The following is a 17,501-nucleotide window of genomic DNA, read 5'->3' on the forward strand; positions in this document are numbered from 1 at the left end:
GAAGACTCGCAGGGATGCGGGTCTTTTTTTGTGATTAGAGGTATTCAGCGTTCAGAATTTCAATGGAAGTCGAGAGATTGGGAATTCATAAAAACCCTGCAGCGGGTATTTGCGATTAAAAAGTATCTTTAATTAAAAAAAATCGAAATGAAAATTTTTCTATCAGCGCTCTGTTTATTTCTGGTAAGTGTAACTTATTCTTTTTCCCAAGTCTACGTTGAAGAGGTTAACATCAACGAGTTGGATATCAACTATTGCGAATTGGTAGGGTTCAATAAGTACCTGCTTGGAAAAGTTAATATTACGATTGATTATGGACAGGAATACAAATTCTCAAAACTTCAACTCATCAAAGGACCAAGTGGGAAACCTGTGGAATTTGAGTCAATGGTGGAAGCACTGAATTTTATGGATAAAAATGGATGGGAATATGTGGATAACAAGGTGTTAACAGGTAGTAATGATGATGCTTTATCCAAGTATCTGCTCAAGAGAAAACTAAAATAAAATTAATCTGTCGAGAGTTTTATTATTTGATTCGATATTCAGACTAATTGGTCCGAATTTTATTGGAATTTAAAATATTTGCCAATAGTTTGCCAAAAAATGCAAAAACCCCTTCAAAATTGCTTCTGAAGGGGTTTTTTATACCTAGAGCCGGATTTCCCGATATCCGCTGCGCTACATCGGTATAAACTTCTCCTCCGGATTTTATCCATAAAAAAAGCTCCTTCTAGAAAGAAGGAGCTTTAGCAATGTACCCAGAGCCGGAGTCGAACCTATTGGATTTTGTTGTTTTTGAATTCCTGTCCTATTGCACAAATATTGCTATAAAAATACCCAAATAGACTATTATGACCACTTTTTGAAAATCAAACTAATAGCATGTAGTATCATGTGATTTAAAGAAATCCAGAAAATGTTTGCCAATGGTTTGCCAAAAATATAAATTTGGCAAACATCAATGAAATGGCGACAATCAAATTTCAGTTAAGAAGTGAGGCAAATAAGGCTGTTCCAATTTACTTTTATCTTTCTATGGGGAGAGGTTCATTTTTTAGAATACGAACAGGGTTCTCAATCCTCCCTTCCAATTGGAGCAAAGCAAAGGGGTTTCCAAAACAAAATGATACTGCCAATAAGAACACTGAGTCAAATCTCAAATCCTTGGAGAAGCATCTTCTTGAATGTATTAATGAAGCTCAGGCAAAAGGTGAGGAAATCAACAAAGAGTTTCTTGAAAGAAAAACGGACGCCTGCTTCCATCGGGAAATACAAACCGATGTATCTCTTGTTTCCTATCAGGTTCAATACATCATTGATCATGCTGATACAAGAAAAATCCAAGGGAAAAGTAAGATTGGCCTTGCACCTAATACCGTAAAGAATTACCAAACATTTAAAAATATTGTCCTCGAATTTGAAAAGTCAATAAAGAAACCTCTTCGGTTTCGTGATCTATCTCCAGAACTTGTCGAGAAATTCAAGAATTGGTTGTTGAAGAAAAAGGGGTATTCCGTTAACCACGCAGGAAAGTCTCTTGCATTCTTGAAGAGTGTTTCAAAAGATGCGGAAAAGCTTGGAGTGGCCATTCACCCTAATGCTTTGAAAATAGAAGCGTTTACAGAATCTAATGAGGATCGATACATCGTCACCCTATCTTTTGATGAACTTAATCGAATTGAAAAAGCAGAATTGACTAGAGATGCTTTGATCAATGCTAGAATGTGGCTTTTACTTGGATGTGAACTTGGTCAACGGGGAGAAGATTTGATGAAAATCAGGCTGTCAGATATCCGAACAACCCTTGATGGTCAGCTTATCGATGTCTATCAGCAGAAAGGTAAAAAGCATGTTTCAGTTCCAATTACCCCTAGAGCGCAGCGAATTTTAGCTCAGGGGTTTCCTGAGAAAATAGCGTTGTCAAACTTCAATGATTATATCAAAGATGTATGTAAGGAGGCAGGGTTGGATGAAATCACGGACGGAAAAAAAATGGATCCTGAAACCAAACGAAAAGTTTTCGGTAAATATCCTAAGCATGAATTAATCACCTCTCATGCCTGCCGGAGATCCTTCGCTACTAATTATTACAAAAGAATCCCAACGACAGTAATTATGGGGATTACTGGTCACACTAAAGAGAGTACCTTCTTACAATACATTAATAAGCCAAAGGATAAGGACGAGAATGCGAAGTTGTTTTTAAGTTATTTGTAGAATTACCCAATTTTTCATTTGCATCTAGAATCGATTTCCTTGTACCGCTTTAAATACTCTTCATAAACCCTGTCCTTAGCATCTTGATTGTCTCCAGCAAGTTTACTTTGCTCAACATACCATTTATCAGCATTCAAATAATCCTGAGTACATTCCTCACTATCCACACAAGAAATAAAAGTGACTAGGACCAGCATAATAATAAAACATGACGATGCCAGATGAATAAATTGTTTTTTTACGCCAAGTTGTAATTTCCACATAATCAAATTATTAATTTGATAACTCAGGGGACTTAGTTTTCTTTCTTTCATTTTTCATCATTTTTCCAGCCTTTCCTATTTTAGACCAACCATCTACCAAAAAACTTAAACTCCCTATTCCTCCTACAATTGCAATTACAGGGAATGCCCCTCCCGTGGCTACTGTTGCAATTATTGTAACAGCTCCAATGCCTAAGCTTAAAAGACCACTATTTGAAGCCTTTATTAAATAGTCTTCTGGGTAAATAATCGTTAAAGAAGGGGCAACAGTTTGAAGCGGATTAGAAAATACTTCCCCTTCAACTTCTCCCAAACTTTCCCCATTCCCATATTCTACAGGAAAGAATTTGGAAAGTTTAGCATACTGAGCCTCAAATTGAGGGTCAAATATCTCAAAAAATATTTTTTCAATTTCTGTAAGTTGTATTACACCAGATTCAGTGTAAATCTCTTTTGCTCCTATTGCAGAAATAACTGTTACAATTTCAGTTTTTGAAGTTTTGATTTTTGCTTTTTGGGCGAAGGTATTTCCCATAACAAAAAAAAGAATCATGATACTTAGAAAGGTAAATTTTGATTTCATCACGTCATAAATAATTTAATGGCTAATTTTTCCCAAGCGTAAAGAAATAAAAACTTAGTGCCTGAATACTAATTTCAAAGGAATAAAATTAAAAGCATAAAAAAAAATACCCTGCACAGGGTATTTTTAATATTTGAATTTGGATAGCCTTTCAATGATTTGCCTTCTTAACCTCAATGGAAAGAGAACTTCACAGCTTTCTCCATAACTGAAGATTAGGGCCTCTAATTCATTGTTTGGAATCACTTCAATTCGAACAACTAGACCATCCTCATTTTCTGAAATTACCTTTTGGCTTCCATGAATTGGTTTAGTTTTAATATAAGGTGCCTGCTCGGGAGTGAATTTTAATTGTATTTCAGTTAATACTCCATTGGATGGTCTTGAAACACCGATCATATCATCAAAATATTCATTCCAATTGTACAGTATGTTTGGTGTGAATTTATTGCTGCTAAATTCAATTGAATCGATCCTATCTAATGCAAGATTCGTCAATGTTTCAAAACCATTAACCTGTCCAAAAAGAAACCACCTTTGGTTGTATCGCTTCAGGAAATAGGGAGAGAGGTCAAATTCAATTGATTTCGATGATCGGAAGCTTTTATAGGTTATGATTAATTGTGTGTCGTTTTTGATGTAGGCGATTAATGGATTAAGGAATTCCAGTCCTTTCAGGAACGGATTGTCTTCAAATGCTATGATTTGTTTGGTTTGAGTGTCCAGGTCAAACTCTTTATCCAGCTTTGGTAATAATTCCTCCAACTCTTCTAATTGATGAAGTCCTTTAAACTGGAGTAGAGTGGAAAGACTATCCCTAATATCTTTGACTAAACTTATATCTAAAGCTTGGTTTTTAATGGAAAAGTTTGGATCATCGTATCGAATTCTTTTTGATTGTCCCTCTTGTTCACGGATAATGGGAGCTCCCAAGTCAAATTCCAGATAGTTCAAATCCTTGTGAAATTGTGTTCTACCTATGGGTTTTAGACTCTTTTCATCAAGTTTTTCATTAAGTTTTTCAAGGAGAGAAGTAAGAGTAAACCTTGCGAACCCATTTCTTAAACATTCATCAAGAATCAAAAAGCGGGTATATGCATTTTTATTTTCTGCCATTTCCAAAGGTGTTCACGCCTAGTGAACAAGTAAGCTATAAGTTTGTACTGTTCTATCAAAGGAGAATGTGAGAAAGCTCAGTAATTCAAAAGGTGATTAAGGAAGGCGAACCTAGTGAAATTACAGACAATAGAAATTTGGAATTTAGATGACTATGGAAGAGAGATTAGAGAGAAACTGGAAGAGAGTACTGAGTTTGAGAGGTAACATCACTGATACTGATTTAGCTAGCTTTGTCGTTTTTCTACTTTCATTTAATTATAAGCATCCTGTGGTTTTCAGTGAAATGAAAAATTCATTGGCACGGGAGGTAGATGTGAATTCTTTTTTAAAGAATGTGATTTCACAATTCTGTCGTGAAGACAAAATTGATGAAAGCCTGGAAAGGAACATTGGAAATCTAGTACAAGAGCATGGTTTTGTACTTCGACAAATAATCATCGACTGGGAATTTCTAGAATTATCAGAAAAGGAATATGATATAGCGTTCGATTATATTTTTGAAAAGATTAATACCACTGCTGGTAAATTTGGGGCATTTTCGACTTCTGGCTCTTTGCGAAAGCTAATTCAAGAATTAACTCCAAAGGATTTGTACTCTGCCTTGGATCCAGCTTGTGGGTCTGGCTCATTATTGGGGGATTTTCTTTCTAATGGTGGCCAGCGTGCTTTTGGTCAGGATATAAATGCAGGTCCTTTGAATTTTGCTAGACTTAGGTTTTTGGACCATCCTAGCGTCAATTTATCGTTGGGCGACAGTTTGACTTCTGAATTGTTCAATGGCAAAAAGTCAGATGTTGTATTGTGCAACCCTCCATACAACTTGAGAATTGATAGAGAGCAACTTTACCAGATCAATGAATCTTTCGGAGAGGGTTTGATTAGGTCAAGTTCAATAAATCTTGCTTGGGTAATGCTAGGGTTACATTACTTAAAGGAAGAGGGTACAGGGATTTTTGTGTTACCGGTATCTTCATTAAGCAATTCTGTTGATTATGATGTTAGAAAAAGACTTGTAGAATCTGGTCAAGTTCAGGCTATAATTTGCCTTCCAGGCAACATGCTCTTGTATTCAAGTGTTCTTGTTTGTATTTGGGTTGTCAAAAAAGTCTCATCCACAACTCATAGAGATGTTCTACTTATTGATGCCGCTAGTCAAGTGAGTGCTCAAGCAAGGAATCTTACTACCATTGATACTTCAGTTATTTCAAATATTGGGATGTTAGTAGAATCATTTAGGCAAGGTGAAGTCTTGACTAAATCTCCTGATTTTGACTTTGTAGTTGCAAGCCAAATTGAAATTGAAAACCAAGAATATTTTTTACAACCTAGTAGATTTCTTGATTGGAAAGAAATAGATGGGCCTAGTTTCATGCAATATGTTGAATTAGGAAGTGTCCTATCTCGACCATCTTTTATTCCAGCCGATGTTCCTCAAGTAGGTGTGAAAAAAATTAGTGTTCAAAATTTGAATGGATCACTATCAAAGGCATTTATTAATTATGAAGAATTAACTGGAGGTGGTAAAAGACCGATTTTTATTAATTCTGATCAACCAATCCTTTTAATTGCCAGAATTGGTAAAAGACTTAAACCAACAATTCTTTCAAATTATCAAGCTCTAGTTTTTGATTTTGTAAATGTGTTTTACTACGAGGTTGATACGTCCAAGGCGATTATAGAATATTTAATTATTGAGCTAGAAAAGCCATATGTGCTTTCTCAAATTGATCGGTTTCAATCTGGAGCTACTATACCTTCCATGAGAAGAAAAGATCTAGAAAGCTTAAAGATTAATCTCCCTTCGCTGGAAGATCAAAAGAATGCTGTTGATGAGGAAAAGCAAATGCTAGTCCGAGTTGCAGAGAAGGAATTACAGTCTTTAACTGAAAAGATTGGTCTAGAAAAAGCAGATGCAAATAGCTTTTTGAGGCATAAAATTGCTGGTCCGCTAAAGAATCTAAGGGGAGCTTTTAGTAATATTAATTTGATGCTGGAGGAACATGTGATTTCTCAATTTCCGGAACTTTTAGATAAAAAGATCAATGATAAAAGGACTAAAACCTTTAAAGATTATCTGGAGATTTTTGAAAGAGACTTAGAGAAAGTCACAAAACTTATAAATCAATCTAGTGATGAGTATGCCATTGAAAATAAAACATTAGAAGAGGTAGAATTAATCTCTTTTATTGAGAACTATGTAGGAGAGAAAGAGGGGACGGAAAAAGGAGTAAGCTTCAAGACGTTTATTGATAGAGATGTACTTGGTGAAGCTGATGCGGTGGATATTGTGATATTGTCAAATGGGGAGCTACTTAGTGATCTGCTGGATAATCTAATCAGAAATGCAGTGATGCATGGATTTAAAGGCTTTGTAGGTAAGAAAGAGATACACTTTACCATCTTGCCTATATTGGTAGAGAACATACTCAAGGTTCATTTGAATGTTTCCAATAGTGGGTATCCTGTAGGATCATCGTTTACTATTGAATTGTTTTCAAAGCAAGGAGCCAAGACTGGGAATAGTGAAGGAAATGGGTTTGGACTTTGGTATGTCAAAGAAATCATGAAGAAGCATAATGGCGAGTTGAAGTTTACTGATGAATCAAGGCTGGAAAGTGATATAGAAAATTCAATGGTGACAACCTTCGAATTGATTTTCCCAATCAAAGATTTAAAAAAGAATTATGGCGAAATATAAAGTGCTCTGGTTTGATGATGAATGGGAAGAGCTTGAAGAGATTTCAGAAAATGCTCTTGATCTAGATATTGAATTAATTGGGGTTTCAAATGCAAGTGATGGATTGAGCATACTTCAAAACGACCTTATGAATTACCAGGGGGTTATTTTGGATGGGAAATTCTACATGGATTCTACCAAAACAGGGGATGAGATAAATGATGATGCTTTTGGGGAAGTAGCTCGATTTCTTCATGATATTCATACACGAGGGGGAGTTTTGCCTTGGTTTATTTTATCTGGCCAGCCAACTTTTGTTCATGAAGTAAATACCAGTGTTAAGCTTTTGGGTATTTCTTCTTATGGCAACGGTAAAGTCTTTGATAAAAATAAAGATGAGGACAAAGAGTTGTTTGAATTGTTGGTTCAGGCTATTGATGCTGCACCAATGCTGAAAGCGGTTATGAAACATCGATTGGTTTTTGAGGCTTGTGAAGAATCGTATTTGGGCAATCAGAAAGAAAGACTTTTTGAAATGATCAAAAATCTTGAGCTAAATGGCCAGAAGAATTCGGAAGATCTTTTTACTCCGCTTCGAAAGATTTTAGAGAAAATGATAGATCGGTTAGTTGAATTTGGGGTTATAGCCGACGATCTAAGCTTGAATGATCTAAAATTCTTCTCTAAAGGAAAGCATAAGGATTATGAATTCCAGGGTGAAATATTCCCGCCGCTCATAGCACACCTTTTTAATTCAGTTATAGATGTCATTCAAGATGCTTGTCACTTGAAGGAAGATCTTAGATTCAAAGTGGATGAATTTATCAAAGGTTCAAGAACTTCTTATTTGTATCAATCTACCACATTAACCATTTTGGATTTGATCATCTGGTTTAAATCATATGTTGATGATTTACCTTCTCCAGAAGAATGCAAGAAAAAATGGAGTAAAATAAGCATTGAAGTAAATGAAAAATTAGGATGGATTCATGGAGAAATAAACAGCGTCAAGGATGCTTGGGGATCCTTTATTAGCGAGGATGGTACCATTCGAAAGTCAGTTCCTCCTTACAAGATGAAAGGCTTTCAACAAGGGGAGATAGTTAGAATAACACTCAAAGAAGATAATCAGGACCATATTAAAGATATAGAACACGCATAAATGATCACCAGAGGATTAAATTCATTTACAACCAATTCTAAAAGAAAATGCATATTAAAAATTGGATAAACGATTTTTTGAATGAAAGAGGGGAGTTTGAATTTACTGGTGAGCCAGTCTACCAATATAAAATAACCGATGAAGAATTTTCGGAATTGAAGGTTGCGTTAGAACTTGACCTAGATGAGCTTTGTGATATCGAGTCTTATTCTTTTACAACAGGCATAGTTCTGTATTGCTGCGAATGGTGGAGAAGGGAATATGAAGGGAGTAACTGGTCATGGACTCCGATTTTTGAAAGCTTAGGAGCAAAAACTCCAAACCCACAACTTCGAAACAAAATTGTCGAAAAAGGTTTAAAAAGGCTTAAAAGACCAATACTTCAGTCTCAAGGCGGAGAGAATGAGTACTTGGGCACTATTGCTTTTGAAAGTGGAATACCTAGAAGCTTGTTAATTGAAGATCATTATTTTTCAAAGGTCATTGCAGATGGATATCTTGAATTTTTAGAGTTATCAAGTTTCGATTTGACAGAATTACAGATTGTTGAAGAAATTTGTTCAAGGAGAAGAATACCAGTTACTTATAAAAATAGATACTTCTATCAGCTGATAAAAAAGGTTGTAGATGAGTTAATAAATTTGAATAATCGTTTTGACCTCAGATCACTTAATAACCCTGTAGAGTATTTAAATGAGAATTATCCCGAGTGGAAACACGAATTTCCAATTGCCCCTGATAGTGAAATAGCAATAAAATTCATAAATCAATTACTCTCCGATACATCCAGAAATCGGGATGTTGTGCCTCTAAATAGGTTGCATATTAAGTGTCGCTTGATCAAATTAGAAGATTCTTATTCTGTTCAAAAGATTTTTAATCTAGAAGAAGGAATCATAGATCATACGGTACTGGGAATAACCAAAGATGAATGGATGAATTTGTCTGATGTCCTGGAAATTTATTCTGAAAACGGAAATGGAGATCAACGGTGCTTAGGCAGTCTCTATAAAATCTCCAAAGAAGGAAAGTTTAGTTCTGGAGGTTTTTATAATATGATTTTATCAGAATCAATATTCGACACCCAAAAACTAAAACTTGAGGACCCGATCTCATCAAAAAGTATCGATTTAAGAGTAGATTCACCTAATTTATCTGATAATGAAAACCCTATTTTTTTCAGCAAAGTAAATGAGGATTGGGAACTTAAATCTGTTGGTTCCTCAAGATTAAAGGCTAGTACGTATCGAGTATTATTAAAAGACACCTATTCTCCAACTAATTATGAAAGCGAATTAAATTATAGGGAAGAGGGGGTTAATTTATTTCAAATAGAGGAACCTTGTAAAATAACGGATGGGTATAATCGATTCTCTATCAGTTTTACGAATAAGGAAGAGGAAATAAGGTACCATATTCTTCCATCAAACTCCCATTCAATCCCATATTACCCTAATAAGAACAAGGAGATTTTTTTAGGTATGCCCCGAATTTATCAAGTAAATTCTAGTGGAATACTGCTTGAAAGGGTACGTCATGGGATCGAGTATTTAAACTCTAGCGGTGAATGGAAACCTCTAATTGATAATATTTATGGAAAACTGAAAATTAGAAAAAGAGATTCAACAGGAACAACAATGTTCAATCTTTCAATTAATGTTCTTCCAAAAGATTTTCGAGTTGAGTTCCTCCCAGGAAAAGAAAAATCTCAAGTAGTCTTATTTGGCGCTAACCAATTTAAGAAGTCAATCGAAACAGCTACGAATTCTTCTATTGAAGATGATATTGTCGTATTTCATTCCTCATATCAAAACCAAGAGGATTTTTTTGTTTTGAAGCTTCATTCATCTTATTCATTAACTCCTGTAAAAATTCAATTTCCAATTCCAAAAGACATTACATCATTTAAGGATGAAGAAGGCAAACCTATTCCTACTGCAAATAATGTTTTTCTTGGAGGTCTTTTTGGGAAACGATTTATTACAAACAACCTCAAAAGCACAAGGCAAACTTGTTGTCTGGTTATCGCTCTTAATGACCCTAACATTTTTAAACAAATAACATCAAATTTTTATTTTGAATTAGAACCATTTGGTACTTATGAGATTCCATTAGTGAACCTAAAAAGACGTATTCAAACGCTCTTTTCAATTTCACCAAATAATGATTCTTTTGTTAGTTTAAGATTTGGTAATCAAAATCTTATAATTAGGCAATTTGATTCAAAACCTTACTTTTTGGAAGATTCTTTTTCATTTAAAAAACTAGTAGAGAGTGTAAATGCATTTCGATTAGATTTAGCCTTTAATAAGAATTCGGGGTCTTTTCGAGAACTACAAGTGTCATCTGAGGGATTATTGGTTGATAACTCAATAAACGATGGTTTATGGTTTATCTATCCTAAAAAGGATTCTGGAAACTTTTTTTGTCCTGTTGTCTGGATAAAAAGTTTTAATGCTAAGTCTTCAGATCAGCTTTCTTATTTACATGAGGCAAGTCTTGTTCGTGATTTCAATGACAGACAAGCTGCACTAATAAAATTACTATTAGAGCTAGTTAAGGACCCTGGAAATAGGGAGTGGAAACAGTTGGCGGAACTCTTTGAAGAAACGGAACACATACCATTGGCAACCCTTGATATTTGGAAAGCTTCTGCTAAATCCAATACCATACTTGCAAGTATGTTTTTTATTATGTCTGAAAAATTTATCCTGAGACTTACGGATGAATTTTCCATTTTATGGAGGACAGTGAAAATATCCGAGTGGGATTTAGCTTTCGAATACTACAGAAATTATATTGAAAATTTAGGCTTACCTGATGAAATTTCTAATGAAATAATTTTCAAGAAACTCGAATCTATCAATTCAATAATTGGGGTAATGACTGTTAAATCTTATTTGGAGAAAGAGGCCCAGCCAATACCTTTACAACTTTATGATTATTTAATAAATGAAGAATTAAATGGTTCTCATGGTAAACGAGGTCTTAGGTCAAGGAAGATAGACCAAGAGTGGCCAGATCATTTAAATGTTGAAATTAGACTATGGCTTAAATTTATACCCCTTGAATTCAAGGATATATTTAGTAATGTAAATTCTTACCAAAAAGCTGTAGTGTTTCTGCCTGTTATTTTAGCAGCTTCAACTGTTAACGATGAGTTTACGATTGAGGAACTAGCAGATATAAAAGTTAGATTTTTAATAGAGCAAATAAAGGATTTCGATTCAGAGTGGTTTGAAAAGATTTTTGACTTTACTCAAGGGTACCTCTTGACAAAAAAAATGCAAAATGGAAAATAAATACTATAAAGAGATTTTTGAACAAGTAAGTGAAAAGGCAACAAGAAGTACTCTTGGGATTTTGTCTCCTAAATCAGAAGCTTTAAGAAGGCATTTATCAAAGACATTTTCCGCAAATAATCGGTCAGGCCGATTAATTTCGGATCCTTTGTTTGAAGCAACTTTCCCTTGGCAAAAAGGAGATAAAACTTTCCATCAACTTCGTGGTAATCTATTAATAGATTCTCTTGTAACCTCTCTTGATGCTAGTCATAAAATAAAAATAGGTGATTCAGACCTTGACCTTACAAACCAGGCATTAAAATCAGACTGGTATCCGTATTGTCACCAAATTGATGCTTGGAAAAAATTGGCTGAAAAAGAACCAAAGTCAATAGTGGTGACAAGTGGTACAGGCTCTGGAAAAACAGAGTGTTTTATGGTACCTATCTTAAATGATTTAGTTGGACAATATGAAAGTTCAAAACAAAAGTTAGAAGGTGTTCAAGCACTATTTGTATATCCTTTAAATGCATTGATAAATAGTCAGAGAGAGCGCCTTTTAGCATGGACTTATAATTTTGCTGACAACATAAGGTTTTGTTTATACAATGGAAATACCCCGGAATCCTTAAAAAAGAAAGACTTAGAATTCTATCCTAAGAATGAAGTGCGTGATAGGAAATCATTATGGGACTCACCGCCCCCTATTCTTATTACTAACCCTACAATGTTGGAGTATATGCTCATTCGGCAAAAAGATTCCCCAATTCTTGATAAATCTAAAGGTAAATTAAAGTATATAGTTCTTGATGAGGCTCATACCTACATAGGCTCAGCGGCGGCAGAATTGTCTTTATTAATTAGGAGGGTAATGGAGGGGTTTGGAGTTTCATCCAAGCAAATCAGATTTATAGCTACTTCTGCCACTATTGGTTCAGATGATTCTTCAAAAGAGACTTTGAAAAAGTATCTAGCTGATATTGCAGGTATTGATGTCTCCCAAATTGAAGTTATCGAAGGGTTTAGAGAAATCCCTAAACTTCCGAATGTAGAGAAAACGATAGTAGATTCTTTAGGCAATCTAGTTGAGTTACCACCAAAAGAATTGATTAATAAATTAAAGTTCCATGAAATTGCTAGGGCAATTAGAAATTCTCTAGCCACTCCAAAATTAGTCTCGGAATTAATTTTAGAAGTTGAAAAAAAAGGATTTAAACTTTCAGAGCTGGAAGTTTTAGAGTGGTTGGACCTATTATCGAGGAAAGATCTATTAATAGATGATATAAGTTTCTTGCCTCTTCGGGGCCATTTCTTTCAAAGAACAATGTCTGGTCTTTGGACCTGTTCTAATAAAAACTGTTCTGAAAAAATGGGGTCGGCCTTAGAAGGTACAAACTGGAGCTATGGCATGGTTTATACCTATCAAAAGCAGCAATGTAGTTGTGGCTCGCCTATTTACGAACTGGTATTTTGTACAGAATGTAATCATGAACATTTGGAAGCTAGACAGGGAACGACCAATGGGGAGGTTGTTTTCACTCAAACTTTGAGTAGTATTTTCGATGAGTTTCAATTAGATGCAGAATATGATGATGAAGACAATTCTGATTCAGATGTTATTGCTTCAGAATCAAGGGTGACTTTTGCAACATCTGAAAGTGAAACCACTACTCCAATTAGGATAGATTCTTTTGGCAAGCAAGCTTTGCACGATGTTAATACTACCAAAGTATATAGGTCTTCATATAAGTGTTCTAGTTGTGGAAATCAGGGGAGAGGTGAAAAAGATCCTTTCAGACATTCATATTTAGGAATGGCTTTCTATTCTAGCAATGTTTTACCTCATTTACTAAGAAAAACTGATCCCCACATAAACCCAAAGAATCTACCTTTTGATGGTAGAAGGCTAATAACGTTTACAGATAGTAGACAGGGTACAGCAAAGATGGCAATTAAGGTTCAGCAAGACTCTGAAAGGATGAAAATCAGAAGTTTGATCTTATCCATAATTTCTAAAGAGATAGATTCTCATCGATTAGATGATTTGAATGAAAAGATTTTCAAATTAAAACCCTTAGAAGATCATCCGGGAATAGTTGATATTATAAAGGGTTATCAAAATGATCTTGAATTTTTGAAACCCGAGCCCACACCATACTCAGAGTTAAAAAGGAGTTTAAGAGAGAATGCTGAGATCAAGGATCATATTTTTTCATATTATAGAGATTTAGCTCCACTAATTTTTGGAGGATCAGAGGGTTTGGATAAATATATTGAGCTACAACTGATAATAAATTTCAGTAGAAGACCTAAAAGGCTAAATTCTCTTGAAACATTAGGTCTAGTTGAGATAGTTTACCCAGATCTAGAGAAAATTAAACAAGTTGAGGCTGAATGGCTGAATCATAAATTAACATTATCTGATTGGAAAGACTTTCTGAAAATCTGTATTGATCATCATGTAAGAAATGGAATATTTGTAGATCTAGACACTTATCTGCTAAGGTGGTCAGGAGGTAAATTTTCTCCTAAATACTTGGTGAATCCTCACGAGAAATCTGGGTCAGTACATAAGCCTTGGCCGCAATTCAGAAAAGGAAGACCTCTGCATAGATTGGTTATTCTTCTTTCAGCTGTTTTGAAAATTGATATTGAAAATCCAACTATTAAGGAAATAGATTTGATAAATCATTTCCTGGAGGCAGCTTGGGTTGACTTGGTGAGGAATTCTGGTATTTTAACGCCTGCAGGAGAAGGGTATCAAATGAGCCTCAAGAAGATGTCTTTTGCTATCCCCAAAAAAAGGTGGTTTTGTCCAGTTACACATAGAGTTCTAGATACAACTTTAAAAAATTACACTCCCTACATTAGTAAATCAGAACATGGTTTTGATAGATATCAATGTAAACCTATTGTCTTTCCTACTATCCCAATAAAAAGCCATCAACTAGATTCTGAATGGTATCAGGAAATGAAAGAATGGGTAGAGTTGGATGTCCATGTTGAAAATCTTAGACAGGAAGGATTGTGGACTGATCAAACGGATGAAATTGTAACAGGTAATAGATTCGTAAGAGTAGCAGAACATTCGGCACAACAATCATCCAACACGCTTAGCAAATATGAAGATTGGTTTAAAAAGGGTAAGGTCAATGTGTTGAGTTGTTCAACCACCATGGAAATGGGCGTGGATATAGGTGGATTATCAATAGTTCAAAACAATAATGTTCCACCACATCCAGCAAATTACCTTCAGAGAGCGGGAAGAGCAGGGCGGAGGAATGAAACACGTGCGCTTTCATATACAATTTGTAAGAATTCATCTATAGAGTTGAATGTTTTCTTCAATCCTCGGTGGGCATTCGATAAAAAACCCGTGAATCCAAATATTACTTTGGACAGTGATAAAATTATACAGAGACATCTTAACTCTTACTTATTTGGGTTTTACCTAAAGAATGAACTACCAGCAATTCTCTCAAGAAAAAATATTCTAACAACAAAGAATAAAGACTTTTTTATGCCTTTGGAAGGTCAAGAGTCCAGTGTAGCTGATCTATTTAGTGCATGGCTACTTTCTTTACCTTCTCAGACCTTTAGAGGATTAGATAACATTAGAGTGGGAACTTCCCTGAATATGAAGTCGTATGAACAGATTTTTGACTATGCAAACTCTGTTATTTTAGGGATTCAAAACGCTTGGAATACAGAATTTGAATATTTCCAAAATGAGCTTGGGCAATTTGAGGACGAAGAAGATAAAAAAGATGCTTTTTACCGAAAACTTAATGTGGAGGTAAATAGACATTTGAATGAATATTTAATTTCAGAATTGGTGAAGGGTAATTTTTTGCCTGGCTATGGTTTCCCTACTAACATTGCAACTTTCGATACTTGGAGTCTGGATGAATGGAAATCAAAGAAAGATGATTCAGGTTCAATTAGAGAAGACAACAGAATGAGCTTTAAAGGTAAGCCATCAAGAAATATGCAGCAGGCTTTAATGGAATATGCGCCTGGTGCTAAAGTGGTATTAGATGGTAAGGTTTATACCTCAGCAGGAATAACTCTTAATAGCCTCAATTTGAATGATCAGGCTAAAGATGAGATCAAGACTGCTTGGAGATGTACAAATTGTGGGGAAAATGGTGTTGAAGGCATTAGTTTTAAAGGCAATTGCATCAGTTGTAACAAAGCAATCTCACAAGATAACACAGAGAGATTTCTAGTACCTCAAGGATATAGGGTTGATTTTAATGTTTCACCAAATAACGATTTATCCTCGGTTCCTTATGCACCGGTAAATGAACCTTGGGTAAATGTACCATCCGATCTAAAGCCTTTTCCAAATCCAACTTTAGGTTACTACAAAGTGTCCGACAATGCTGTAATTTATTTTAGAAATAAAGGCCACCATGGTAAAGGGTATGCGCTTTGTCTTTCTTGTGGTAAGTCGGAAAGTATGACACAGGAAGGAGAAATACCGTCTGGATTTATGAGCCATCAAAGAATTCACGGTAAACTTAAAAATTCCGAAAGTACCGAATGTAATCCTAAAGATTCGCAGGTTCAAAAAGGGATTAACCTAGGCGCTTATCATTCAACTGATGCGTTTCAGTTATTCCTTACAGACACAGAATCAGGTAAGCTTCTTGAAGTTAATGAAGAGAACAGAGTATTGGCATGGTCGGTAGGGGCATCTATAAAAACTGGATTGGCAAGAGCAATTGGAATTAACATTGAAGAGTTAAATCTTACTGTTAAGCAATCAAGGATCGAGGTAACTAGCGTTCCAGTGCTCTCAATTTGCATTTTTGACAATACCACTGGTGGTTCTGGGTTTTCATCTATTGCTCCTCAAATATTAAATAAAGTAATAGATGAAGCGATCAACTTGACAAATTGCCCTTCAAGTTGCAATACTAGTTGTGAGAGTTGTCTCATAAGTTATGATTTAAGACAAATTGAAACTCTTCTTGATAGAAATATTGCATTTGCGTTTTTGGAAAGTTTCTCAAAAAAATTGAAGCTTCCAGTCGAACAGAAAATACTTGGAGATAATACCAAGCTATGCTTGAATGATTTTGCAACGGAGTTAGTTCTGGCATCTAAAAAGTATCCTTCTAAACTTCAGTTATTTGTAGCCGGCGATGAATCCAATTTCTCACCTTTAAACCCTACTTTTAATAAGTTTATAAATAATATTTCAATCTCTTCTATTGAGTTGTCCTTTCCCTATGGGTTTATAGAAAAGCTATCAGAAGAGCAATTTTTTGATTTGAGAGCTTTTTTAAAGGCTCATAATCATGTATTTGTAAGTAGATTTTCTATAAATGATAACTTCATGCTGTTAGGAGTCTTATCAAATGAAAATAATGATAAAAAAGTTTTTGCAAGTGCAATGGTTAAAATAGGAGAGATTAATGATGAATGGGGTAAGTCAAGCGCTGATTCATTTTTGCTATACTCAGATAGTTTTTCACAAATTCCAAAAACAGAATTATTTGAACTTCAGCTAAAGGCTAAGAGCCAAATCCAATTGGCAGAAATATTAATCTCCAATGAATTTAATGGTAAGATTAAACAGTTTGGTATAGCTTTTTGGGAAAGAATCAAAAATGAAATTGCTGATAAAAACCTACCAATCAACCTGGATTTAGCAGTTTCAAAGATTTCATACACCGATCGATATTTGGCAACTCCTTTTACAATTATTCTGCTTAATGAAGTATTGAATGCTATTCCGTTCAATCTTGACCTTGCTTGTAACTTAGAGGTTTATACTAAAACACCCGATGCCCAGAGCTACGGAGTGAACCTTAATCACAATTGGAGGCAGGGAGAAGAAAATTCAAAGTCTTTGTTAATAGAAAATTTGTTAGAACCAAAATTTAAAAATTTTAAGATTCATCAATTACAAAACAACAAAGATATAGCTCATAGTAGAGTAATGAAGTTATATTTTGAGAATGGAGCCTATTTGTCAATTAGGCTAGATCAAGGGTTGGGTTATTGGCAATTAGATGGATGGTCAAGTAATTTTCAATTTCCGTTTTATGGCAATATCCAGGATCAATTGGATGTCTTGAAAAGTGTAATTAAAAATGACTCTTTAAAGAATTATCAATCTCAACCTACCTATATCTATTTGACAGTAAGTTAGATGAATTGTAAATGTAAAATTGAAGTAAGA

9 protein-coding genes are annotated in these 17,501 nt (G+C 34.8%); 6 read left to right on the forward strand and 3 right to left on the reverse strand.

The features are described 5' to 3' along the window. Positions 1-147: 147 nt before the first annotated feature. Together P8O16_RS06490 and P8O16_RS06495 are read left to right on the forward strand one after the other, a co-directional pair. Complete coding sequence (locus tag P8O16_RS06490; RefSeq protein WP_300312222.1) at positions 148-507, forward strand: hypothetical protein; 360 nt, start codon at positions 148-150, stop codon at positions 505-507. A gap of 462 nt (positions 508-969) precedes the next feature. Beyond that, positions 970-2,220 (forward strand): phage integrase SAM-like domain-containing protein, encoded by a 1,251-nt coding sequence (locus P8O16_RS06495; protein WP_300312225.1) that lies wholly within the window; start codon positions 970-972, stop codon positions 2,218-2,220. A gap of 14 nt (positions 2,221-2,234) precedes the next feature. On the opposite strand, the gene P8O16_RS06500 is transcribed toward P8O16_RS06495, so the two are convergent. From P8O16_RS06500 to P8O16_RS06510, 3 genes are all read right to left on the reverse strand, one after another. Further along, positions 2,235-2,417, reverse strand: coding sequence for a hypothetical protein (locus tag P8O16_RS06500; protein WP_300312228.1), 183 nt, complete (start codon positions 2,415-2,417; stop codon positions 2,235-2,237). Between the two features lie 76 nt (positions 2,418-2,493). After that, positions 2,494-3,018, reverse strand: a complete 525-nt coding sequence (locus tag P8O16_RS06505) for a hypothetical protein (protein WP_300312231.1) — start codon at positions 3,016-3,018, stop codon at positions 2,494-2,496. A gap of 174 nt (positions 3,019-3,192) precedes the next feature. Then, positions 3,193-4,182: a WYL domain-containing protein gene (locus tag P8O16_RS06510; RefSeq protein WP_300312234.1), complete on the reverse strand. Its 990-nt coding sequence runs from the start codon at positions 4,180-4,182 to the stop codon at positions 3,193-3,195. 154 nt (positions 4,183-4,336) lie between these two features. On the opposite strand from P8O16_RS06510, the gene P8O16_RS06515 reads away from it, so the two are divergent. Genes P8O16_RS06515 through P8O16_RS06530 form a run of 4 tightly spaced genes read left to right on the forward strand, consistent with a single transcriptional unit; the run spans position 4,337 to position 17,471 of the window. Continuing rightward, positions 4,337-6,883, forward strand: a complete 2,547-nt coding sequence (locus P8O16_RS06515) for an N-6 DNA methylase (RefSeq protein WP_300312236.1) — start codon at positions 4,337-4,339, stop codon at positions 6,881-6,883. Beyond that, on the forward strand, positions 6,870-8,024 hold the full coding sequence (locus tag P8O16_RS06520) for a hypothetical protein (RefSeq protein ID WP_300312239.1): 1,155 nt from the start codon (positions 6,870-6,872) through the stop codon (positions 8,022-8,024). Before P8O16_RS06515 ends, P8O16_RS06520 begins: the two co-directional genes overlap by 14 nt. 47 nt (positions 8,025-8,071) lie before the next feature. Next, positions 8,072-11,326 carry an STY4851/ECs_5259 family protein gene (locus P8O16_RS06525; protein WP_300312241.1) on the forward strand — a complete coding sequence of 1,085 codons (3,255 nt, stop codon included), beginning with the start codon at positions 8,072-8,074 and terminating at the stop codon, positions 11,324-11,326. Then, positions 11,316-17,471: a DEAD/DEAH box helicase gene (locus P8O16_RS06530; RefSeq protein ID WP_300312244.1), complete on the forward strand. Its 6,156-nt coding sequence runs from the start codon at positions 11,316-11,318 to the stop codon at positions 17,469-17,471. Before P8O16_RS06525 ends, P8O16_RS06530 begins: the two co-directional genes overlap by 11 nt. The last annotated feature ends 30 nt before the right edge of the window (positions 17,472-17,501 follow it).

The sequence above is a fragment of the Algoriphagus sp. genome (genome assembly GCF_029254265.1).
In the GTDB taxonomy this organism is placed as follows: domain Bacteria; phylum Bacteroidota; class Bacteroidia; order Cytophagales; family Cyclobacteriaceae; genus Algoriphagus.